The 20,773-nt window shown below is 34.9% G+C and carries 23 protein-coding genes; 6 read left to right on the plus strand and 17 right to left on the minus strand.

What is annotated here, in order from left to right:
• Positions 1-116: 116 nt before the first annotated feature.
• Positions 117-299: a 50S ribosomal protein L33 gene (gene rpmG / locus LV89_RS08470; protein ID WP_109742450.1), complete on the plus strand. Its 183-nt coding sequence runs from the start codon at positions 117-119 to the stop codon at positions 297-299.
• Positions 300-391: 92 nt separating this feature from the next.
• The gene (locus LV89_RS08475; RefSeq protein ID WP_109742451.1) at positions 392-544 is read left to right on the plus strand and encodes a DUF4295 domain-containing protein; all 153 of its coding nucleotides are present in this window, start codon (positions 392-394) and stop codon (positions 542-544) included.
• Between the two features lie 392 nt (positions 545-936).
• Here LV89_RS08475 and LV89_RS08480 read toward each other — a convergent pair whose 3' ends face one another.
• Complete coding sequence (locus LV89_RS08480) at positions 937-2,721, minus strand: hypothetical protein (RefSeq protein ID WP_146199107.1); 1,785 nt, start codon at positions 2,719-2,721, stop codon at positions 937-939.
• 330 nt (positions 2,722-3,051) lie between these two features.
• On the opposite strand from LV89_RS08480, the gene panB reads away from it, so the two are divergent.
• Positions 3,052-3,867, plus strand: coding sequence for a 3-methyl-2-oxobutanoate hydroxymethyltransferase (panB, locus tag LV89_RS08485; RefSeq protein WP_109742453.1), 816 nt, complete (start codon positions 3,052-3,054; stop codon positions 3,865-3,867).
• 143 nt (positions 3,868-4,010) lie between these two features.
• On the plus strand, positions 4,011-4,736 hold the full coding sequence (locus LV89_RS08490) for an RluA family pseudouridine synthase (RefSeq protein ID WP_109742454.1): 726 nt from the start codon (positions 4,011-4,013) through the stop codon (positions 4,734-4,736).
• On the opposite strand, the gene LV89_RS08495 is transcribed toward LV89_RS08490, so the two are convergent.
• The 5 genes from LV89_RS08495 to LV89_RS08515 all read right to left on the minus strand — a co-directional run bounded on the left by LV89_RS08495 (position 4,702) and on the right by LV89_RS08515 (position 8,008).
• On the minus strand, positions 4,702-4,887 hold the full coding sequence (locus LV89_RS08495; RefSeq protein ID WP_109742455.1) for a hypothetical protein: 186 nt from the start codon (positions 4,885-4,887) through the stop codon (positions 4,702-4,704). The two genes, LV89_RS08490 and LV89_RS08495, sit on opposite strands and share 35 nt — an antisense overlap.
• Positions 4,888-5,171: 284 nt before the next feature.
• The gene (locus LV89_RS08500) at positions 5,172-5,723 is read right to left on the minus strand and encodes a YceI family protein (protein ID WP_109742456.1); all 552 of its coding nucleotides are present in this window, start codon (positions 5,721-5,723) and stop codon (positions 5,172-5,174) included.
• A 71-nt stretch (positions 5,724-5,794) separates the two neighbouring features.
• Positions 5,795-6,634: a DUF5777 family beta-barrel protein gene (locus tag LV89_RS08505; protein WP_229201491.1), complete on the minus strand. Its 840-nt coding sequence runs from the start codon at positions 6,632-6,634 to the stop codon at positions 5,795-5,797.
• Between the two features lie 157 nt (positions 6,635-6,791).
• Positions 6,792-7,247 carry a Rieske 2Fe-2S domain-containing protein gene (locus LV89_RS08510; protein WP_229201492.1) on the minus strand — a complete coding sequence of 152 codons (456 nt, stop codon included), beginning with the start codon at positions 7,245-7,247 and terminating at the stop codon, positions 6,792-6,794.
• A gap of 347 nt (positions 7,248-7,594) precedes the next feature.
• A complete protein-coding gene (locus LV89_RS08515; protein ID WP_109742458.1) occupies positions 7,595-8,008 on the minus strand; it encodes an RrF2 family transcriptional regulator in 414 nt (137 codons plus the stop codon).
• A 369-nt stretch (positions 8,009-8,377) separates the two neighbouring features.
• Between LV89_RS08515 and LV89_RS08520 the strand changes: the two genes are divergently transcribed.
• Positions 8,378-9,217 carry a hypothetical protein gene (locus LV89_RS08520; protein ID WP_109742459.1) on the plus strand — a complete coding sequence of 280 codons (840 nt, stop codon included), beginning with the start codon at positions 8,378-8,380 and terminating at the stop codon, positions 9,215-9,217.
• A gap of 84 nt (positions 9,218-9,301) precedes the next feature.
• Here the strand turns inward: LV89_RS08520 and LV89_RS08525 are convergent, their stop codons facing one another.
• From LV89_RS08525 to dhiT, 8 genes are all read right to left on the minus strand, one after another.
• The gene (locus LV89_RS08525; RefSeq protein ID WP_109742460.1) at positions 9,302-10,210 is read right to left on the minus strand and encodes a WG repeat-containing protein; all 909 of its coding nucleotides are present in this window, start codon (positions 10,208-10,210) and stop codon (positions 9,302-9,304) included.
• 209 nt (positions 10,211-10,419) lie between these two features.
• Positions 10,420-11,052 carry an LON peptidase substrate-binding domain-containing protein gene (locus LV89_RS08530; protein WP_109742461.1) on the minus strand — a complete coding sequence of 211 codons (633 nt, stop codon included), beginning with the start codon at positions 11,050-11,052 and terminating at the stop codon, positions 10,420-10,422.
• A 14-nt stretch (positions 11,053-11,066) separates the two neighbouring features.
• The gene (locus tag LV89_RS08535; RefSeq protein ID WP_109742462.1) at positions 11,067-11,546 is read right to left on the minus strand and encodes a gliding motility lipoprotein GldH; all 480 of its coding nucleotides are present in this window, start codon (positions 11,544-11,546) and stop codon (positions 11,067-11,069) included.
• Positions 11,547-11,652: 106 nt separating this feature from the next.
• A complete protein-coding gene (locus LV89_RS08540; protein ID WP_109742463.1) occupies positions 11,653-13,470 on the minus strand; it encodes a PSP1 domain-containing protein in 1,818 nt (605 codons plus the stop codon).
• A 244-nt stretch (positions 13,471-13,714) separates the two neighbouring features.
• Positions 13,715-14,995, minus strand: a complete 1,281-nt coding sequence (purD, locus tag LV89_RS08545; RefSeq protein WP_109742464.1) for a phosphoribosylamine--glycine ligase — start codon at positions 14,993-14,995, stop codon at positions 13,715-13,717.
• 88 nt (positions 14,996-15,083) lie between these two features.
• Entirely contained in the window at positions 15,084-17,435 is a 2,352-nt protein-coding gene (locus tag LV89_RS08550; RefSeq protein WP_109742465.1) for a RecQ family ATP-dependent DNA helicase, read from the minus strand.
• A gap of 45 nt (positions 17,436-17,480) precedes the next feature.
• Positions 17,481-17,720, minus strand: coding sequence for a DUF2442 domain-containing protein (locus LV89_RS08555; protein WP_109742466.1), 240 nt, complete (start codon positions 17,718-17,720; stop codon positions 17,481-17,483).
• A gap of 7 nt (positions 17,721-17,727) precedes the next feature.
• Positions 17,728-17,997 carry a type II toxin-antitoxin system toxin DhiT gene (dhiT, locus tag LV89_RS08560; protein ID WP_109742467.1) on the minus strand — a complete coding sequence of 90 codons (270 nt, stop codon included), beginning with the start codon at positions 17,995-17,997 and terminating at the stop codon, positions 17,728-17,730.
• 62 nt (positions 17,998-18,059) lie between these two features.
• Here dhiT and LV89_RS08565 point away from each other — a divergent pair, with 62 nt between their 5' ends.
• On the plus strand, positions 18,060-19,028 hold the full coding sequence (locus LV89_RS08565) for a KpsF/GutQ family sugar-phosphate isomerase (protein WP_109742468.1): 969 nt from the start codon (positions 18,060-18,062) through the stop codon (positions 19,026-19,028).
• A gap of 86 nt (positions 19,029-19,114) precedes the next feature.
• Here LV89_RS08565 and LV89_RS08570 read toward each other — a convergent pair whose 3' ends face one another.
• From LV89_RS08570 to rpsL, 3 genes are all read right to left on the minus strand, one after another.
• Complete coding sequence (locus LV89_RS08570; RefSeq protein ID WP_109742469.1) at positions 19,115-19,591, minus strand: DUF4293 domain-containing protein; 477 nt, start codon at positions 19,589-19,591, stop codon at positions 19,115-19,117.
• A 122-nt stretch (positions 19,592-19,713) separates the two neighbouring features.
• Entirely contained in the window at positions 19,714-20,184 is a 471-nt protein-coding gene (rpsG, locus tag LV89_RS08575; protein ID WP_109742470.1) for a 30S ribosomal protein S7, read from the minus strand.
• A 129-nt stretch (positions 20,185-20,313) separates the two neighbouring features.
• Entirely contained in the window at positions 20,314-20,724 is a 411-nt protein-coding gene (gene rpsL, locus LV89_RS08580) for a 30S ribosomal protein S12 (RefSeq protein ID WP_109742471.1), read from the minus strand.
• Between the last annotated feature and the right edge of the window lie 49 nt (positions 20,725-20,773).

Here is a 20,773-nt window from a genome sequence, read left to right on the forward strand (position 1 = left end):
AATAGCTAATCGTTATTGGTTGTTGCTTATTCATAAGTAACTTATAATCAGTTGATAACAATGATGATTGCTTCATTTACGTCACAACGATTAACGCATAATTTTATCATAAAGCAATGGCTAAGAAAGGCAATAGAATCCAAGTAATTTTGGAATGTACTGAACAAAAAACATCAGGAGTTCCAGGAATGTCTCGTTACATTACCAAAAAGAATCGTAAAAATACTACAGCTCGTTTAGAGTTGAAAAAATACAATCCTTTCTTGAAGAAAGTAACGGTACACAAAGAAATCAAGTAATCCACTTAGGAGTTAGACACATATAGAATTACAAGTGATGCTTGTCATCATTTTAATTTTAAATTATCAACTTCATAACTTATTATAAAAAAATGGCAAAGAAGGTAGTTGCAACCCTGAAAAAAGAAGGTGGTGTAAAATACGCTAAAGTTATTAAAGCTGTAAAAAGCCCTGTAACTGGTGCTTATACATTCAAAGAAGAAATCATTCTTCAAGATGAAGTACAAGCAGCTTTCAAAGGATAGTATATCCGAAAGACTTAATTAAAGCCTCTATTGTGAACCAATAGAGGCTTTTTATTTAATAATAGCTTTAAATAAGAATGAATACACCTACTGAAAGTTAATCGTTAATCCTGATAGATATTGTGTTGAATAATATTGAGAAAAAAGCCCAAAGAAAGATTCTAAGGGCTTTTGCAGTCTCCATAAGCTATTTTATATTGTCTTTTAGTTTTATGTCATATTTACGAAGTAACTATCATAATAGTTTGTACTGTGTTAAGAATAAGTGAATTTTAGGTCAAATGAACTCAATCGATACTAAGACGTAAAAAAGAATAAAAAGGTTGTGTTATGAGCAAAAAAAGTCCTCTCGAAGTTATCAAGAGGACTTTTTGTATATAAACCTTAATTGATTATTTTTTAGGTTTGTCAGGAATGATACGAATATCTTCTGGTTTTTTAGGGTCAATATAGAATTTATATTTAGCCACAGTACCAGTTGGTTTACAATCTCCTGCATTCAAACGTTGAACTTCATATTCATATACTGCTGGATTCTTTGGAAGTGGAAGATCCTTAGGCCATTTGATATTTGGGTCAGTAGCAACGTTTTCGTAGTTAACAGTTGAGCTATAAGTTTTTACACCAGTAGCACCTGAAACAGATTTCTTACGTCTTGGAACTAAACGTTTTGGTTTAGCAACCGCCACTGCATCAGCAGGTTTAGCAGGAGCAACAGTTGTTGCTTTACGAGCTTTACGACGTGGCTTGTAAGCTGAAGAACCTCCGAAATATTTTGTAGCTGTTGAGCCTCCAAAAATTTTGAACATATATTGGTCTTCAACAGGTTTTGCAACAATATTCTGAACAACTGGTTTAGCTCTGTATCCAAAACTTGCAGCAGATGCTTCAGATAAACATTTTCCTTCTACACTTGACTGAACTGTGTAGTAATAGAAGCTACAATCATCTCCATTTACTAATGAAACGTTTGCTGGTAAGCTCAAGTTAGCATTTTTAGTAGTTTGTTGATAGATTGGAGTTCCAGAACCGTCAGCTTTGTAAAGTTTGAAGATATATTCTTCATTCTCTGGAGTTGCAGAAGTGCTTTTCCAACGGAAAGAAGGAATTGTAGTTGAGCCATTATCATACATCATTCCGTTTTCTCCTTGTAAAGTAGGAATAGCACAAACAACTGGTGCTGGAGGAGGAGGTAATAATGAATAAATCGTATTTCCTGTTTTCTCTCCAAATGTGTGAGAAAGAGCTAAACCGAAGTTACAACCACCATGAGTACGAGTATATTCTCTGGTTAATACTTTAATTGATGAAGGAGTCACATCTCCACCATCTACTGTATAAGGAGTTGAAGTTAAGAATCCTTGTCCATTTAATCCAACTGCCCAGTTTTTAGCAAAATTGTAAAGAATGTCAACACTTAATAAACCACCTAATTGGTTTTTTGATGCTGAAGGCGAAGTACGGAATATGATAGCATCAGCACCTAAAGCACCTGTTGTTACAGCACCAAATCTTGGAGCTGAACTATTGAATAAACCTCCTTTTAAATCAACATCAACATTAATTTTCTTACTTACTGGTAAAGCTAATGCAGGTCCGATTAATAAATAGAAATCTTCGTAGTTTCCTTGAGTATCATATTTAACTGAACTTGGAGCGATTCTTTCACTTAAAGGTCTTGTCGCATTTATGATATTTATATTTTTAGCAATTTGACCATCTGCACCTTTGTAATCATCACTCACCCCAAAATTTTGGTATCCTCCCATTAAACCTAATCCTAAGATTCCCCAGAAACGATTTATTGAAAGGGTATTGTAAGCACCTGGCTTTAAAAACAATGATTTGTCTTCTCCTTCTTTACAAAAAGGAATGGCAACACCAACACGGTCTGTAAGTTTCCAATAACTTTTTGGTTTAGTTGAACGCAAAACGTTGCTGTTTTTATAAAAAGCTGAATCAAGGTAATAACCATCTGCTACTGTTTTTACAACCTGTCCGTTTGAATAGGTAGTAGTAGTGATTCCGTTATCGGTTAAAGAGCTAACGATTGTAGGTTTAGTCTTCAAGTCTTGGGCTGATGCTAAGTGACCTATACTAAGGCAGGTCAATAGCCCCATAGTTAACCTTTTTGTAGTTTTCTGCAAAAGGCTATTTCCTGAAAAAATCTGTGTCATATTTACTTAATTTTGATAAAATGATAAAGTTTTGCGACGGACTAATTTAGTAGTTTGACAATTCTTGTGAGTAAAAGTAACGCTTTTTCTAAAAAAACAAGTGCTAAAATGCGAAAATTCATATTTTTTTCACAAAAAAACGTGATATACTCTGCTTTTAGGCGTTATTACGCACGATTAATCTTAATTTTGTGATAATTCTATTGTTGCACAAATATACAACAAGCGTGCCGATATGTGAATACCGTAAACTCAAAGTGTTTTTACTTCGTATGAAACATATTTTTACCTGATAATTATCTTCTTTTTTAAATCTTAATTAGAAAATTCATGTCTGTACATACTGAAATTAAGCGAGTTACGACGCATATTTTGCAAGAAATGAAAAACCGAGGAGAGAAAATTTCTTGCCTTACTGCTTATGATTATTCAATGGCTCGTATCGTTGATGCGGCTGGTGTTGATTTAATACTTGTTGGTGATTCTGCTTCAAATGTGATGGCTGGGCATGAAACTACGCTTCCAATCACGCTTGACCAAATGATTTACCATGCTACTTCGGTGGTAAAAGCTGTAAAAAGAGCATTGGTTGTAGTTGACATTCCTTTTGGGTCTTACCAAGGAAATTCTACTGAGGCATTACGTTCTGCCATTAGAATTATGAAAGAATCTGGTGCTCATGCTGTAAAGATGGAAGGTGGTTCCGAAATTAAAGAATCGATTGTTAGGGTTTTAAGTGCTGGGATACCTGTAATGGGGCATTTGGGGCTTACTCCTCAGTCAATTTATAAATTTGGAACTTATACCGTTAGAGCAAAAGAAGAAGAGGAAGCCAAAAAATTGATGGAGGATGCCAAAATGTTGGACGAAGTTGGTGCTTTTGGTGTTGTTTTAGAGAAAATTCCTTCTGACTTGACTAAAAAAGTTTCTCAAAGTATTACAATTCCTACCGTTGGTATTGGTGCTGGAGCTGATGCAGACGGACAGATTTTGGTTGTTCATGATATGTTAGGAATAAATAAGGAGTTTAAACCGAGATTCCTCCGTAGATATGCTGATTTAGACGGTATAATGAATGAGGCTATTTCTCAATATGTTAAAGATGTGAAGTCGGTTGATTTCCCAAGCGAAAAAGAAAGTTACTAAAATTTAGGGATTAGGTGTTGGGGATTAGGGAGAAGTTAGCGAGTAAAGAGGTAAATATTGAGTTGTCAAAATCTCAAATTTATATCCAAATTTCTAATACCCAATTCCTGAATCCTAACCACCAATCACTAAACACTTAAAAAATGAAAGATTTTCACGTAGTTTATGAAGATAACCACATCATTGTGGTAAATAAAAGAGCTGGTATCTTGGTTCAAGGAGATTCTACTGGCGACCGTACTCTTACTGATGCTGTTAAGGATTATATCAAAAAGGAATATGGTAAGCCTGGTGATGTATTCCTGCACCCTGTGCATCGGCTCGACCGTCCTGTGAGTGGGCTTGTTGTTTTTGCTCGTACCTCAAAAGGGCTTGAAAGAATGATGGAGCTTTTTCGAAAAAGAGATATTCGAAAAACTTATTGGGCAGTTGTTAGACGAAGACCAAAAGACCTTAAAGGTAAATTGACTCATTGGTTGATTAAGGATGAATCAAAAAATGTGGTGACTGCTTATGAAGAAGAAGTGAAAGGTTCGCAGAAAGCAGAGTTAAATTATAGAGTGCTTGGAGAAATTAATAAATTTTTCCTTTTGGAGGTTGAATTATTGACAGGAAGACCGCACCAAATCAGAGTTCAACTCGCCACGATTGGAAGTCCTATTCGTGGCGATTTGAAGTATGGTTATGATAGACCAAATGCTGATGCGAGTATAAATCTTCATGCCAGACAAGTTTATTTTATTCATCCTGTCAAGAAAGAACCAATAATTTGTAAAGCGGCTGTTCCTCCAAATGCTTTTTGGGAGGAATTCTTAGAACTTGACCCTGATGAGTTTAAGCAAAAAAATCTTGGTTATCTTCATGAATAAGGGGCGAATAAACATCGTTCCTTATTTGGTCAACTAATCCCAAAAAAGCATGCTTAATTCCTTGTAAAGCTCCCGATGCAATACTCAAAGGAAGAATTAATGGCAAAAAAATAAGCCATTGCAATATCATAAATTGATTTAGTTTTTTCATATTGATTTTGATAGCGGTCAAAATTGTTTGATAATTTCATTTACAAGAAGATAATGTTCTTATTTTGAATTATTTAAAGACAAATTTCGTGCCGAAGTGGTTTGGTTATAGATTCATTTATATCGTAAAAATAAAAATTATTCTTTGAATAACAACATTATTTCAATGAATAATCTTTATTTTTTTCGATATGATTACATTTAGTTTATATATAAAAAAAATTGTGGAGAAAATAAAAAGCCATGACTGATAACAGTCATGGCTTTTTAGGGTATTTCATCACTTTATTTCTTTACATAAGGGCTAAATATATATTTTGATTTTACTGCGATTACTTCTGCAATTTTGGAGAAAACGAGTTTGGGAACATCAATTTTGTGGTCAACAAGTTTTACATCAAAATTGCTGGTTAATGTTATCTTCTGATTATCCACAGTGAGTTTCCCTTTTATTTCACGTGCTTGCGTTATTCCATGCAAAGTTAGTTGCCCTTTGGCTGTAACGTCGTAAGTGCCGTTTTTAGTTAAGTCAATATCTTCAACAATTTTTCCCTTGAAAAGACCTGTTGGAAATTTATCAGATTCGATATAGTTTTCATTGAAATGTTCCTGCATCAGTTTGTTTGGAAAGTCAAAGGCGGTCATTTTCATGCTCACGGCAATTTCCTTAGTTGAGGTATTAAGAATTGCCCCGACGGTTTTGTTGACACCAGAAATATTTTCTACTGGCGTTTCTGAAAAAAAACTCGTTTCTCCGCTTTGGGTAGAAAAAAGTTGCCCGAAAGTTGTACTTGAGGTTAAGCAAGTAATAATAATTAATTTAATGAAATTTTTCATAACGATTAATGTTTGCTTGATATACGTTAATCTTGAATTATAGGATTGAATTAAGAATGACAATTTAGTTTTTATTTATTCATTCCTTTAGCTCGTTTATCAAAGCTAAAGCTTCTTGAAATATTAAAGCCATAGAAAATTCCTCCATCGCTCCATTGTTTGGTAGTTTGTGCAATAAATTGACGTTCAATCATTCCTCTTGAATTGGTTAAATGAAACTGAAAAACGTGTCCGCCTGTCTCAATATCAAAACCAAGTGCTAATGAATTATGATAGTTACTTGAACTTGGTCTGTTAAAATTTGCATAATATTCTGCACTGAGGCTAAGTCTTTTACTTAATTTCAAACGTCCACCAGCACCCAATGCCAGTATATTGTTGGGAGTATCTGTTGTTTCTGCCTTATTAAAATGTAAAAAGGTAGGCATCAATTGTAAGGATAGTTTATCGTTGAATTTTCTCGCTATAATTGCTTGTCCTGTGTAGGTCATTCTTTCAAGATTATCATAGTATTTCATGACTGTTCCAGATTCTAACGCCGAACCTGTGGCAACTGTACTGATGGCATTGCTACCATATAATGTTAAGGTTACGGGTATGAGGTTAGACTGACGAAGGAGTTTGTATTTAGCATAAAAGTCATACATTTTTTCCTGAGAACTTCTCCCTGCACCGATTGTCAGTTGGTCGGTTATTCCATATTCTAAACCTAATCTGATACGGGCTTCGTCAAGACCAAAGAAATTCTCGATAAAGCCAGAGTTGATTGCTCCAAAACGGTGTGAAATCCAGAAATTCAAATGGTTTTTATTAACGGTTTCAATGGTTTGTCCATTTATTAGTCTCGTTCCTTTGAAAGTAGCGGTAGCGTAGTCAACTTGATTTTTACTTTCTGTATCAAGAATTTTCATCAAGTCATCTTGTGAAAATATTGGAGATGATATCGTACATAACAATATAATAAATAGCTTTTTCATGATTGATTATGATATTGGATTGGAATAAAGGATAATGTATTTTCAAGCACCATTCATGTAGAAGGTGCTTGAAAAATTATATGAGGTAGGGTTAAATCGTGACAGTCAAAACATTGCCTGTTTGAGATACTTTGTAGGTTGTTAAAGCTCTTGAAGCAACTGAAAGGGCATTTCCTTTATTGTCGAAGGTAGCTCCATGAGCGGTACACATAAACTTGTTTGTGGCATATTGTACCTTTAGTTGTCCTTCATGGGTACATACCAATGTAACTGCAACATAGCCATTATCGCTTGTATTGGCAATCACAATACTATTGGCACTATCCACATGATAGCCGCCTTTGGTTAATAATTTAGCATAAGCGGTAGTTCCCATGTCAAATGTCACTGTTTTTCCCGTAGAGGTAGCAGGTGTAGTACTTTCTTCGTTTTTACAAGAAGTCATAGTTACACCACAATAGACAGCCATGAGACTTGCTCCACTGAGTCCTAATTTTTTCAAAAAGTCATGACGATTAATTTTTTCTACTTGATTTTCGTTTTGCATTTTAATAGAGGGTTTAAATGAATTGAGTTAAAAATGTTTTACGTTTTACTTTAAAACGTATCTGGTAAGTGGGTATTTACTTGATAGCAGTTTTTGTGTTTTATATACGTAGAATAATCCATGAGAGTTGCGTTGGTTTGAAAAAAAATCTTTTGCAAATTTTGTAGAAATAGACTGATAATCAAAAGCTTAGATTTTCTTCTGAAGATTTTTCCCTAAAACGAAAAAATATTATTAGTAGTATCGAAGAATTATAATGACGGGCAAAGAAAAAAGCATTGGGATTGCCAATGCTTTTTGAATTCTTTTGTTTTATTGATGATGTGTTAAAAACTTGATAGAATAAGTTAATTGTTAATCAAGTCTAACAAGGTATTTTGTTCTAATACCACTAAGTTGGCGTCACGCCATTTTACCATTACTTCACGAAGTGAACAAGTTTCTTCATCTCCGCAGTCGTCGCATTTTCCATAAAAATGTAAAGAAACGCATAACGTAGGAGAGATTGGCCCATCAATAATGCGGATAATTTTGGCAAAAGTTACTTGGTCTGGTGGGATTCTTAAATAATATCCGCCACCTTTTCCTTTCTGACTTTGTAAAATACCATGATTACGCAATTCCAATAAAATTGCTTCTAAGAATTTCTTAGGAATATTTTCTGATTCAGCGATATTTGAAATCAATAATGGCCCTTTTTCGTACTCTCGTGCCAACACTTTCAAGGCTTTAAGTGCGTATTTTGCTTTTTTAGAAATCATGTCTAAGAAGTTGAATATTTTCGAAATGCAATCAGTAAAACGATAAAACGAAAATAAATTTTACATGGTTGGCTAATGAAATGTGCTATTCTATATAGCTTATAGACAAAATTACACATTTTTATTAACACTTTCAGAATAGTCAGAATTTTGATAGCCAAATTATATTAAATCTTGATTCATGGTTTAACAACGTTATTTCTAAAAATATTTCAAAATTCTTAGGAAAAGAATTTGTTTAAAAGCTGTCAATTATCTTTGTGATTATAAAAACCACTAATAATATAAATCATGTATTTTAAAAAATCTGTTGCAGGGCTTTTTCTGCCCCTAATTTTCTGTTTCTCATGTGGAAAGGTCAGCAAAAAAATGATAATTGATAATAAGCAATTATTTGAAAATCTTTATGCTAATGACCAAAAGACGTTAGAAGTTGCCAATAAAGTGGATAGTTTGGCTAAAGCGAAATTAGAAGATGGTGAAATAGATGATGAAATAGAGAAAATATTTACCATGAATGCTCTTTTAGTTCAAAAAAATATTGCTGCTCGTGATAGTATCATTAGGCTGAATGCAACCAATGATAAGGTATTGAAGGAAACACTGAAAAGCGATTTGAAAGGAGAAACAAATGTGTTTTCAGAATTGCGTGCAAAAGCAATTGATGATTCTTTGACATTAGTGATGATTCAGGAAGGAATAAGAAATAGCTCTATTTATAAAATTCCGAATGAAGTTGTTTTTGCGGGAGGATATAAAATCTCCGAAAAAAATGTACCTAAAATGCAACAATTTTTTGAACCCATTTTAGATTCAATAGTGGTGTCTGCAAATAGATATATTAACAAAAAGCTAAGAATAAAAATTGTGGTATATGGTTATGCAGATGCTGACCCAATTAATCCAAAATCAAAACTATATACCGAAATAGGGCAAAGTTTATATCACGAAACTGTTGATAGTTCTTTGCTAAATAATTCGTCGAGGCTTAATCAAGAACTGTCAAGGCTTAGAGCTGAAGAGGTTGGAAGTTTAGTAAATACAATGATTTTTCAAAAATTAGATTATATAACAGGCGTAAAATCTGTATTTGTAGATTTAAGAAAAGAAGGAAAAGGAGAGGAGTTTCCTGAAAATAAAATAAAGTATAATGACATTGATGCAAGACGTAGAATTGTTAAGTTTTATTGGAAAATTCTTCCTGATTGAACCATAATTTTTGCTAAAACTTTCTGTTTGCTATCTTCAAGAAAGTTTTAGCAAAAATTGCTTGAAGATAGCCTTGCTGAAGTATTAATGAACAATTGATAAACTTTCTGTTCCTTCAAGGTTAATAATTTTAGATTCAGAGCCAGATTGAACTTTGAAATTTTGAGCATTTAATGGAATAATACTATCAAAAATATCAGATATTGGCGTTTGTGTTTTCGCAAATTGATTATCAATAAGTGCATATTTCCCTGTATTGAACCTGACTAAACTAATACCTTTTGTGAGTGCAATAGCATCAGATACATTATGTAGAGGAGCAGATTGTGTACCTTCAAAATCTATAAAAAACCATGAACCTTTTTTTACTAATGCTTTGCCATTATTAAAATTTTCGGCATGAGTATATTGGCATTTTACTATTTCATCTCCACAAATATTTAAGAAACCATAGCCCCCTTTTTCTTGTTTTACACGAACAAATCCCTGCTTGAATTTATCGACAAAGCTATATTTTTCCTTATTTTCTAAAGGTTGAATCATAATATCTCGTCCATCAATATCCTTTACTCTTACAAAATTACTTTCCGTTTTATTTACCAAACAATTGGCACTATTTATTAATGAAAACCTGCTGTGTAAATCGGTTAATTGCTCCAACTGAAACACATTTTTGATGGCATCATATTCTAAGATGTTAATTTTCTTTTTCAATTGAAGAGACATTCCTTTTATATAATCTGGGTAGTTTATTTGTTGTGGGTTGGCAAAAAAATGTCGGAAGTGTTTTAATAAAGAATCCTTATTATAAAATGGAGTTGGTTTGGCTAAAGTAGCCATCATTATTTTTTGAGTTTTTTCAAGATTAAAAAATGTTCGATTGTTGTTTTTAGCATTATTCAGAGAGTCCTTCTGAAAAGAAGCCATAACAGGGAAACAACTCAGTATATAGAATAGTAGTATTGCCGAGTAGCAATTTGAAAGCAATTTCATGATTTTTATGTGGAATGGTTAGGTAATAAGTCGTTGATAACTAAAGATATATCTGTTTTCAATGACTGACTGATTATTTATTGAAAAATAAACAACACAATATTATTTATGGGGCGGGTTAAATCATGAATTTCTGATTTACAGATAATTTGTGTACCGTAAAAATACTAAGAAATGTGAAGAGATTGATATTTTTGAGGTATAAGAATTTAAAAATTCAAAGGGTCGAGATTTTTAAAATGCCCATTCAATTTTATGCGTTCTTTGGTGCGTTCAACTTCTTGTAAAACACCAATTACCCTTTCTAAATGTTGAATCAAAAAGCCTTGACGTTCGGCTTCGGTGGGCATTTTTAGTAAGTTATATTCTTCTTCTAATGATAAACCTATTTTGTGGGCAATCTGAAAGGAATATGGTTGAGGTTTATTCACATCAAAAGAATGTTTTTCGCCTAATAATTTATACAGCGTTTCCACTCTTTGCGATAAGCCTACCATTACTGAGGGGCTAATTTCTGGCTCGGGCAATAATTCTACAACTCCGCCAGCATATAATTTCATCTCAACAGGATTTTGAAAATCAATAATTCTAAATACTCTAATTCCTTGTGTACGTACATCCATACGCCCATCATCGTATCTTTTTGAAAGTTTTATGACTTTGACTTCCGTGCCGAATCCCAGTAATTTCCCATCTAAAAAAACGGGAATGCCAAAGTTTGTTCCATGGTCTAAACTTTCATTTAGCAATTGACGATACCGAGGCTCAAAAATATGCAAATTGAGGTCTTCTAAAGGAAAAGGTACTAAGTTTAAAGGAAATAAAGGAAGAAATTTTTGCATGATTTATAAAATGGTCACTTTAATGTTTTTTCTACCGAAACGCCTGCACTCACAATATCAACTAATGGATTTTGACGCATATATTGGCGAATTTGAATTTTATATTTTCCCTTTTTCGGGAATTTAAAATCTTTAAATGCTAAAACTTTATGGTCGTAAATATCTCCTAAACCTTCTCCGAGTGGTTTGCCTGTAATGGGGTCAAAAAGCACAATTTCATCTAAGTGTTGATGTATCACTTTCCCTTTTTCATCAGTCAAATAATGAGTCATATAAAGGTTATGATACAGATAATCTCTATTATTTCTGACATTATAAAACACATTATACGGTATTTGAGTATCTGTAACTTCAAACGTAAAGGTTGGGGTATCTTTAATAAACCACTTGGCGTCTGGAATGTCATAATTATCCTTCAAAATCGTGTTAGAATCGCACGAAAGGAGGAAAGAAACAGCAAAAAGTGAGAAGATAATTCTGAATGAGTGACTCATTGTGTATGTTTTGGGAGATAGTCAAATGATAATGTTCAACAAACAATTTTCAAAATAACGAAGATTGAAGATTATTTGTTGAACATTAAGCATTAAAATTTATAACCTAAGCCTGTCCATCGCCTTTATTTTCAGGTGGGCGATTGTTTGGTTTTGGACCTTTATTGCCTCCATTTTGTTGATTCTGAGGGCGTTGTTGGTTTTGTGGAGGTTTGTTTCCTTGTTGTTTACCGTTGTTTGGACGTTGCTGATTTTGTGGTTTAGGTTGTTGTTGCCCATCACCATTGGGTTGCTGTCCTTGTTGACGTTGCTGGTTTTGCGGTTTAGGCTGTTGCCCTTCTCCGTTACCTTGCTGACGTTGTTGGTTTTGTGGTTTAGGCTGTTGCCCTTCTCCGTTATTACCTTGCTGACGTTGCTGATTTTGTGGTTTAGGTTGTTGCCCTTCTCCGTTATTACCTTGCTGACGTTGTTGGTTTTGCGGTTTAGGTTGTTGTCCTTCTCCGTTACCCTGCTGATTCTGCGGACGAGCATTGTGTTGTTTATTGCCCTTTTGTCCTTGTTGGCGTGGCTGATGATTCCCTTTTTGCTGTTCTCCTTGCGGTTTATTTCCTGCTTGATTTACAGGTTTTTCAGCATTTTGGGGTTTATTATCAGCTTTTACATCACGTCTTTCTTGCTTGAAATCCTTACGTTCTGGACGTTGATTATCTTTTTTGAAATCTTTGCGTTCTGGACGTGGAGAATCTTTTCTTTCTTGTTTAAAATCAGTACGGTCAGATTTATTTTTATCAAATCTCTTTTTATTTCCTCCGCCGTATTTTTTGTCCATTTTGTCCAAATCGGCATTCAATGGTCCACTTCCTTTTTCTAATTCTAACTCAATTTTTGCTGATTCTGCACCGTCGATTGTTTGTGGTTTTTGTCCACTTTCATTCATGTTCAAAATCTCACGAACACGGTCAACCGAAACGGGAATCCAGTTACTTTCTTCGCCTCTATATCCAAACCACATCACTCTTTTGAAAATATCCGTTTTCTGTAAAAAAGCATCTCCTTTAAGTGTTTGGAGTGGTTTTTCAATAGTTGGAATATCTTTAAGAGCATCCATGTAGGTCTCTAATTCATAATTCAAGCAGCATTTTAAACGACCGCATTGACCAGAAAGTTTAACAGGATTTAAAGATAGATTTTGATAACGAGCCGCCGAAGTTGTTACATTTTTGAAGTCTGTAAGCCAAGTAGAACAGCATAATTCACGTCCGCAAACGCCAATACCACCCACACGAGCAGCTTCTTGACGAAGCGAAATTTGCTTCATTTCAATTCTTACTTTAAACTCTCCCGCTAAAGTTTTGATTAACTCACGAAAATCTACACGGTCATCAGAAGAATAGTAGAAAATTGCTTTTGTATTGTCTGACTGAAACTCAACATCTGAGAGTTTCATATTTAACTTCAGTTCTTTGATGATTTCACGAGTGCGGTACATCGTCGGGTAATCACGAGCGACTGCCTGTTCGTGTTTTTCAAGGTCTTTATCATTTGCTTTACGATAAATAGCCTTGATTTCGTCATTATCCTTAATGCCTTTTTTGAGCATTTGCAGACGAACTAACTCACCCTGAAGCGATACAAAACCTAAATGATGTCCACTTGGTACATCTACAATAACAGGGTCGCCAGCGTAAAGCTCAACTTGGTTTGTATTGCGGAAATACTCTTTTCTTCCACCCTTAAACTTGACCTCTACGATGTTGAATTTACTGAAAGTTGGAACATCCATATTCGACAACCAGTCAAATACGTTCATTTTGTTACAACCACCAGTACCGCAGGCTCCGTTGTTCTGACAACCGCCTACTTTTGTACCATCTTCTTTATTTTTAGTCCCACAGCTACCTGAGGAACACGATTTACATCCCATAATTATATATATTTAAGTAAGGATGAGGCTTGATTGTTAAAAGGGAAGACTAAACTTAATTTAGATATTCTAATCCACACGGAAGTCGTCACTTTAAGCGACGACTTCCGTGGTAAGTATTCATTAAGATTTGCTAATGAATTTATTGTAATAGTTTGATTAATAGAAAATTACAATACTTATTCCAGATAACTAAATCCTAATATTTACTTATATTCAATAAGTTTTTGAAATTACTTCCAAATTAGTACCTCAACACATCAAGCCCGATATCTTTACGATAGTATTTACCCTCAAAAAGCACATCTTGGGCCGCTTTTTGAGATTTTTGAATTGCTCTTTCAAGCGTATTTGACATTCCTGTAAGAACCATAACTCGACCGCCATTGGTTACTACCAAATCTCCGTCCAATTTTGTTCCTGCATGAAAAATTGTTGCGTCTTTTACAGAGTCATAACCAACGATAACATCGCCTTTTTTATAATCTCCCGGATAACCACCTGCTACAACCACAGTGGTAACTGCGTGTTGTTTGCTTACCACGAAATCTACTTCATGAAGTTCGCCTTTGGCAGTGGCAATCATTAATGCTAAAATATCCGACTCGATTCTTGGTAAAACTACCTCCGTTTCTGGGTCGCCCATTCTTGCGTTGTATTCAATTACTTGTGGTTCGCCTTCGTGGTTCATTAAACCGATAAAGATGAATCCATTATACTTAATTCCTTCCTTTTTAAGTCCTTCAATCGTAGGAATAATTACGTCATTTTCAACGGCTTGCATGAATTTCTCATTGGCAAATGGCACTGGCGAAACTGCACCCATACCCCCCGTATTTAAACCTGTATCTCCTTCTCCAATACGTTTGTAGTCTTTAGCTTCGGGAAGGATTTTGTATGAATTTCCGTCTGTTAAAACAAAAACTGATAATTCAATACCTGTTAAAAACTCTTCTATTACGACTTTACTGCTGGCATCTCCAAATTTAGCATCGACCAACATTTCAGAAAGGGTAGTTTGGGCTTCATCTAAAGTTAAGGCAATAATTACACCTTTTCCTGCGGCTAATCCATCTGCTTTAAGAACTATTGGGAGTTTCTGACTTTCAAGATATTGCATTCCTTCTTGAAGCGTATCTTTTGTAAAAGTGGCAGATTTGGCTGTTGGAATTCCGTATTTCACCATGAAATTTTTAGAAAAATCTTTCGACCCTTCCAACATTGCACCGTGTGAATCTGGTCCAACCATTAAAATATGTTTCAAGTCTTCTCTCGACTGGAAATAATCACGAATTCCTTTTACTAATGGCTCTTCAGGGCCAACAATGACCAATTCAATATTATTCGAGATAACTGCTTCTGCAATTTTCTCAAAATCATTATAGCCAATAGGTAAATTGGTTGCAATTTGTGCTGTTCCCGCATTTCCCGGAGCTACAAACAATTTATCACAAAGAGGGCTTTGGGCAATTCTCCATGCAAAAGCGTGTTCACGTCCGCCCGAACCTAAAATTAGTGTATTCATTTTTTATAGTTAAGCTTTAAGTTTTAGGCTATAAGCAAACGTTAGATGATTTGCCTATTGCTTATAGCCTATAACATAATGCCAAAATTTAATTCGCTACTTCACTCAAAAACTTAATTCTCATCAATCGTAATTCTTCTTCTGTGATGTCTTCGATGTCACATTCATCCATTGCCACGGCGATATTATCACTTTCGGCTGCCATGAAATAATCGAAAATTTCATCTTGTTTATCAGGTTCGATAACTTGATTGATATAATAATCTAAGTTCAATTTTGTGCCAGAATAACAGATATGCTCAATTTCTTCGATGAGTTCTGCCATTGCTAACTCTTTTTGGTCGGCAATGATGTCTAAATCTACTTTTCTATCAACTTGTTGAATGATATGAATCTTGATTTTTGATTTATTAACCGCCGATTTCACTACTACTTCCGAAGCAGTTTCAATCTCATTATCCTCAACGTATTTTTTAATCAAATCAATGAATTGACGACCAAATTTCACCACTTTCCCCATACCCACACCGTTGATATTTGCCATATCATCTTTGGTGGTTGGATAAGTTGTTGCCATTTCTTCCAAAGATGGGTCTTGGAAGATAACATACGGAGGAAGATTTTTTTCTTTGGCTAATTTTTTACGAAGGTTTTTGAGCAATTCAAATAACGCTACGTCATAAGAACCACTTCCGCCTGAGGCTTCTTTTTCTTCGTCTTCTTCAATTTTCTCGTTTTCATAATCATGGTCTTTCGAGAGTGTCAAAGGGAATGGGTCTTTCATGTACGAACGACCTTTGTCTGACAATTTCAAAACGCCATAATTTTCAACGTCTTTTTCTAAGAAACCTAAAACGGCAATTTGACGAACCATTGAAACACATTGTTCGATTGGTTCTGGTTCAGCATTTTTTCTGCTTTTAGATTTTGGAGTTTTTTTCGCTTTTGCTTTTGGAATTGGATTTCCATCTTCATCTTCTTCATCAGAGAATTCTACTTCGTCGTCTTCATCGTCGTCGTCATCTTCATCATCGTCTGAATTGAGTTTGAAATAACTTTTTGCTTTTCCAAATGTTGCAATTTTTTGGTGGTCATTTGAGCCAACGAATTGACTTTTATATCCCATCAAAATATCAGCAATATGTTGTGCATCAAAGCTTTCACCTGTCAATTCAACCGTTTGAAGTGCTAATACCACTGCCTCCTCAACTTTGTACTTTGGTGTTGGCTTGTTACAGTTATCACAGAAACCACAATCTTTATCCATGTGTTCGCCAAAATAGTTTAATAATTGGCGACGACGACACGTTCCTAAATTCGCATAATGAACCATCTCGTGAAGCAACATTCTGGCTGTATCACGCTCAACAACGGTTTTATCTTTATTGAATTTGTCTAATTTGTTGATGTCTTCTTTGGCATAGAACATGATACACGTTCCTTCCAAACCATCACGACCTGCACGACCAGTTTCTTGATAATATCCTTCTAACGATTTTGGAGCGTCATAGTGAATTACAAAACGAACATCTGGCTTATCAATTCCCATTCCGAAGGCAATCGTAGCAACCATAACTTCGGTTTCTTCATTCAAGAAAGCCTCTTGGTTTGCCATTCTCACGTCGCTGTCTAAACCTGCGTGATAAGGAAGAGCTTTGATGCCATTTACGTTTAATAAATTAGCAATTTCTTCTACTTTCTTACGGCTCAAACAGTAAATGATACCTGCCTTTCCGTGATTAACTTTGATGTATTTGATAATTTGCTTATCAATATCATCACGTTTTGCACGGATTTCGTAGTAAAGGTTCTTACGATTAAAAGAAGATTTGAATAAACGAGCATCGTCTAAATTCAAATTTTTCTGAATATCCTGTTGAACTTTTGGCGTTGCCGTAGCGGTAAGAGCAATAATTGGCAAAGCTTTGTCCATACTCTCAACGATATTTCTGATACGACGGTATTCTGGACGGAAATCATGTCCCCATTCCGAAATACAGTGAGCTTCATCAATCGCAACAAAAGAAATATTTGCTTGCTTTAAGAAAGTTAAATTGTCTTCCTTCGTCAAAGACTCAGGAGCGATATATAATAATTTAACTTCTCCTTTAATAACCGCATTTTTAACCTTTGTCATTTCTGCTCTATTCAATGAAGAATTGAGGAATTGAGCATTAATGCCAAAAGCATTCATTTGGTCCACTTGATTTTTCATCAAGGCAATCAACGGCGAAATCACGATGGCTGTACCTTCCATAGCAATGGCAGGCATTTGGTAGCAAAGCGATTTTCCCGCTCCTGTCGGCATTATTACGAAGGTGTTTTCTCCTGAAAGTGTGTTCTTAATAATGTCTTCTTGTTCACCACGGAACTGAGAAAAGCCGAAGGTCTCTTTGAGCTTCTCTTTTAGCAAGTCGGCGGTTTCTTGGGTAACACTCATATTATTCAAACGTATTTGAGGTTTTGTAATGTATTTGGTGGTTGATTATATAATATTTGTACTCTCTAAATATAATGTGTCAGGGCAAAAGTCTTGTTCATTTAACCATTTTACTGTTCCCAGAAATGGCTTTACCGTTAAAAAGCGGCTTAAATCTTTTAGTTCTTTAAATACTCCATACTCTAAATATGGTTTTACATCAAATGACTTTACCTCATTATTATCAAAAGTCAATTTTAAAGTAAAGTCATGATTTGCTTCAACATTTTTAACTCTTGGATTCATTTCTATATTATTTTAAGGGTTCAATTGGAAAAACTTTTTCACCAATTACTGCCAAACTCCAATCTGCCATTAAATCTTCTTGATGAATTTCTATCCATGCTTCTACTAATTTACGTTTTCTTTTAGTCAAAACACCGTCAATCATATCACCCTCTGGAATTGAAAATACTGCTTCTTCTTCTCCATATCTAACATGAATATGGGGTAAGTTATGCTGCTTGTTATCCATGTAGTACATTGAAACAAGTAAACCGTAGAACATTGATATTACAGGCATTCTTATTTAGTATCTTTGCAATTATTCAATAAAAAATCAGTCATTCAAAATAACTTCTAACATTGAAATTAATAAAAAATATTCAATCAACTGCAAAAAAAGTTTTAGAGGAAGAGGCTAATGCTATCCTAAAAATTGTTCATTTGATTGATTCCGAATTTGAAAACTGTGTAAATCACCTACTTAACCTACAAGGGCGATTGGTTGTTACAGGTATTGGTAAATCGGCAATTATTGCTCAAAAAATTGTGGCTACTTTAAATTCTACGGGTACGCCTTCTTTGTTTATGCACGCTGCTGATGCGATTCACGGTGATTTAGGAATGATTCAGTCTGGTGATACCGTAATGTGCATTTCACGGTCGGGGGATACGCCCGAAATAAAGGTTTTAGTACCTCTGATTAAAAGAACTAATGTAAAGTTAATTGCGATGGTGTCTAATCCAAGTTCTTATCTGGGAAAAAATGCTGATTTTCTCCTTCATGCACTGGCTGAAAAAGAAGCAGACCCACTGAATCTTGCTCCAACTACCAGTACCACAGTCGCTTTGGCTTTGGGTGATGCTTTGGCAGTTTGTTTGTTAGAATACAGAGGTTTTAGTAGTAAAGACTTTGCAAAATACCATCCAGGAGGAGCTTTGGGAAAGAAATTGTATTTGAAGGTTTCAGATATTTATCCAAATCATGAATTGCCAATTGTTAATGAAAACTCAACCGTGAAAGAATCAATTTTAGAAATTAGTTCTAAAAGATTAGGGGCAACGGCTGTTTTGACCGAAAATCAAGAATTAGCAGGAATTATTACAGATGGAGATGTGCGTAGAATGCTGAACAAATATGATTCATTTGCGGGACTATTTGCGAAGGATATTATGACGGTAACGCCAAAAGCAATTTCACCTGATGCTTATGCGGTGGAGGCTTTACAGATTATGCAGGAGAAAAATATTACGCAGTTGGTTGTGGTAGAAGACAATAAGCCCTTAGGCTTTGTGCATTTGCATGATTTGTTGAAAGAAGGGCTGGTTTAATTGTGAATTAGTGAATTGTGATTTGGTGAGTTTTGCTATCGGAAGCTTACTAATCACTAAATCACAATTCTCTCAATCACAATTGATTATCTCATTCTATCGGCAGATTTTACTAACATTTCGTCTCTACGAATAAAACGGTTGGCAATCATATTACATAACATTGCTAATACCGCAGCGATAAATCCCGCCCCATAACTTCCTTGACTTTCAGGTTCAAACATTGGAATACCAACTTTGAAAACTTGATAGAAAGTATATCCTAAAACGGTGGCAATCATAATAGAGTTGACTAAGCCTAAAGTCATTTGCAACATTCTCTTTTTATATTGCGTAATTGAAAAGGCTGCTAATACTGCTGACACAATGGCTAATAATAAAATGAATACTGTGCTATCACTACTCACACAAGTAGTGCCTTTACAATGTTCTAAGGCAAAAGAAGTAAGCGTTACTTTTTCGTTTAAGGTAGCACTACTTTTCTCCCAGATAGGCAAGGCCGTAACCGATAACATCGCTACTGCAACAACGGCTAATAATAAGGTTTGGATTCTTTGAAGCATAAGATTATAAACTTTTTGTTTTTGCAAAGTTCTGAAACTTCTGAGAGGTTCGCAAAACAAAAGAGCGAAAACCTTTCGATTTTCGCTCTTTTTGTTTGTGTATCTCGTTGTTAATATTTGAATTAGAATCTGAAGTGAGAGAATGCTTTGTTTGCTTCTGCCATACGGTGCGTATCGTCTTTTTTCTTAACTGCTGCACCTTCACCTTTAGCGGCTGCCATGATTTCGTTAGCTAAACGGTCAATCATAGTTTTATCTCCACGCTTACGAGCATAAAGAATTAACCATTTCATACCTACTGACAATTTACGGTCAGCACGTACTTCCGTTGGAACTTGGAATGTAGCACCACCCACACGACGAGATTTAACCTCTACCGTAGGCATAACATTATTTAAAGCTTTTTTGAATAACTCTAAACCGTTTTTCTCCTTAGTTCTTTCTTCAACTTTCTCTAATGCACCGTAAAAAATCGTGAATGCCGTTGATTTTTTTCCGTCGTACATCAAGTTATTAACAAACTTAGTTACCATTACATCCCTAAATTTAGGGTCAGGTAATACGTATCTTTTCTTTGGTTTTGACTTTCTCATTTGTATTGTTAAGTTTTTAAATTTAGCCCATCTTCTGCCCTTAACGAAAGCATACTGGACTGTTTTAGTTAATAGTTAAGAATTAATGAGTAACAGAATAACTATTCTCTATTAATTACGTTCTATTTACTATTTTTTCTTTCCTTTTACTGGAGCTTGTACTTGACCTGGTTTAGGACGTTTAGCACCGTATTTAGAACGACGTTGACGACGGCCGTTAACACCTGCGGTATCTAATGCACCACGAATGATGTGATAACGAACCCCTGGTAAATCTTTAACACGACCACCACGAATCAATACGATTGAGTGTTCTTGCAAGTTGTGTCCTTCTCCTGGAATATAAGCGTTTACTTCTTTTCCGTTGGTTAAACGTACACGAGCTACTTTACGCATAGCCGAGTTTGGCTTCTTTGGCGTAGTTGTATAAACTCTTGTACAAACACCACGACGTTGAGGACAAGAATCTAATGCAGGAGACTTTGATTTAAACGTCAATTGCTCTCTGCCGTTTCTTACTAACTGTTGTATAGTTGGCATTTTGTGTTGTTTTATTTGAGATACACGTTCCTTTTCTTATTGATGAGTT

Origin of the sequence: Arcicella aurantiaca, assembly GCF_003148625.1 — a bacterium.
GTDB lineage: Bacteria > Bacteroidota > Bacteroidia > Cytophagales > Spirosomataceae > Arcicella > Arcicella aurantiaca.

Bases quoted from the DNA above. Each gene is read 5' to 3' on its own strand.
- rpmG (WP_109742450.1), top strand. From the start codon at position 117: ATGGCTAAGAAAGGCAATAGAATCCAAGTAATTTTGGAATGTACTGAA.
- LV89_RS08475 (WP_109742451.1), top strand. From the start codon at position 392: ATGGCAAAGAAGGTAGTTGCAACCCTGAAAAAAGAAGGTGGTGTAAAA.
- LV89_RS08480 (WP_146199107.1), bottom strand. From the start codon at position 2,721: ATGACACAGATTTTTTCAGGAAATAGCCTTTTGCAGAAAACTACAAAA.
- panB (WP_109742453.1), top strand. From the start codon at position 3,052: ATGTCTGTACATACTGAAATTAAGCGAGTTACGACGCATATTTTGCAA.
- LV89_RS08490 (WP_109742454.1), top strand. From the start codon at position 4,011: ATGAAAGATTTTCACGTAGTTTATGAAGATAACCACATCATTGTGGTA.
- LV89_RS08495 (WP_109742455.1), bottom strand. From the start codon at position 4,887: ATGAAAAAACTAAATCAATTTATGATATTGCAATGGCTTATTTTTTTG.
- LV89_RS08500 (WP_109742456.1), bottom strand. From the start codon at position 5,723: ATGAAAAATTTCATTAAATTAATTATTATTACTTGCTTAACCTCAAGT.
- LV89_RS08505 (WP_229201491.1), bottom strand. From the start codon at position 6,634: ATGAAAATTCTTGATACAGAAAGTAAAAATCAAGTTGACTACGCTACC.
- LV89_RS08510 (WP_229201492.1), bottom strand. From the start codon at position 7,247: ATGCAAAACGAAAATCAAGTAGAAAAAATTAATCGTCATGACTTTTTG.
- LV89_RS08515 (WP_109742458.1), bottom strand. From the start codon at position 8,008: ATGATTTCTAAAAAAGCAAAATACGCACTTAAAGCCTTGAAAGTGTTG.
- LV89_RS08520 (WP_109742459.1), top strand. From the start codon at position 8,378: ATGATAATTGATAATAAGCAATTATTTGAAAATCTTTATGCTAATGAC.
- LV89_RS08525 (WP_109742460.1), bottom strand. From the start codon at position 10,210: ATGAAATTGCTTTCAAATTGCTACTCGGCAATACTACTATTCTATATA.
- LV89_RS08530 (WP_109742461.1), bottom strand. From the start codon at position 11,052: ATGCAAAAATTTCTTCCTTTATTTCCTTTAAACTTAGTACCTTTTCCT.
- LV89_RS08535 (WP_109742462.1), bottom strand. From the start codon at position 11,546: ATGAGTCACTCATTCAGAATTATCTTCTCACTTTTTGCTGTTTCTTTC.
- LV89_RS08540 (WP_109742463.1), bottom strand. From the start codon at position 13,470: ATGGGATGTAAATCGTGTTCCTCAGGTAGCTGTGGGACTAAAAATAAA.
- purD (WP_109742464.1), bottom strand. From the start codon at position 14,995: ATGAATACACTAATTTTAGGTTCGGGCGGACGTGAACACGCTTTTGCA.
- LV89_RS08550 (WP_109742465.1), bottom strand. From the start codon at position 17,435: ATGAGTGTTACCCAAGAAACCGCCGACTTGCTAAAAGAGAAGCTCAAA.
- LV89_RS08555 (WP_109742466.1), bottom strand. From the start codon at position 17,720: ATGAATCCAAGAGTTAAAAATGTTGAAGCAAATCATGACTTTACTTTA.
- dhiT (WP_109742467.1), bottom strand. From the start codon at position 17,997: ATGCCTGTAATATCAATGTTCTACGGTTTACTTGTTTCAATGTACTAC.
- LV89_RS08570 (WP_109742469.1), bottom strand. From the start codon at position 19,591: ATGCTTCAAAGAATCCAAACCTTATTATTAGCCGTTGTTGCAGTAGCG.
- rpsG (WP_109742470.1), bottom strand. From the start codon at position 20,184: ATGAGAAAGTCAAAACCAAAGAAAAGATACGTATTACCTGACCCTAAA.
- rpsL (WP_109742471.1), bottom strand. From the start codon at position 20,724: ATGCCAACTATACAACAGTTAGTAAGAAACGGCAGAGAGCAATTGACG.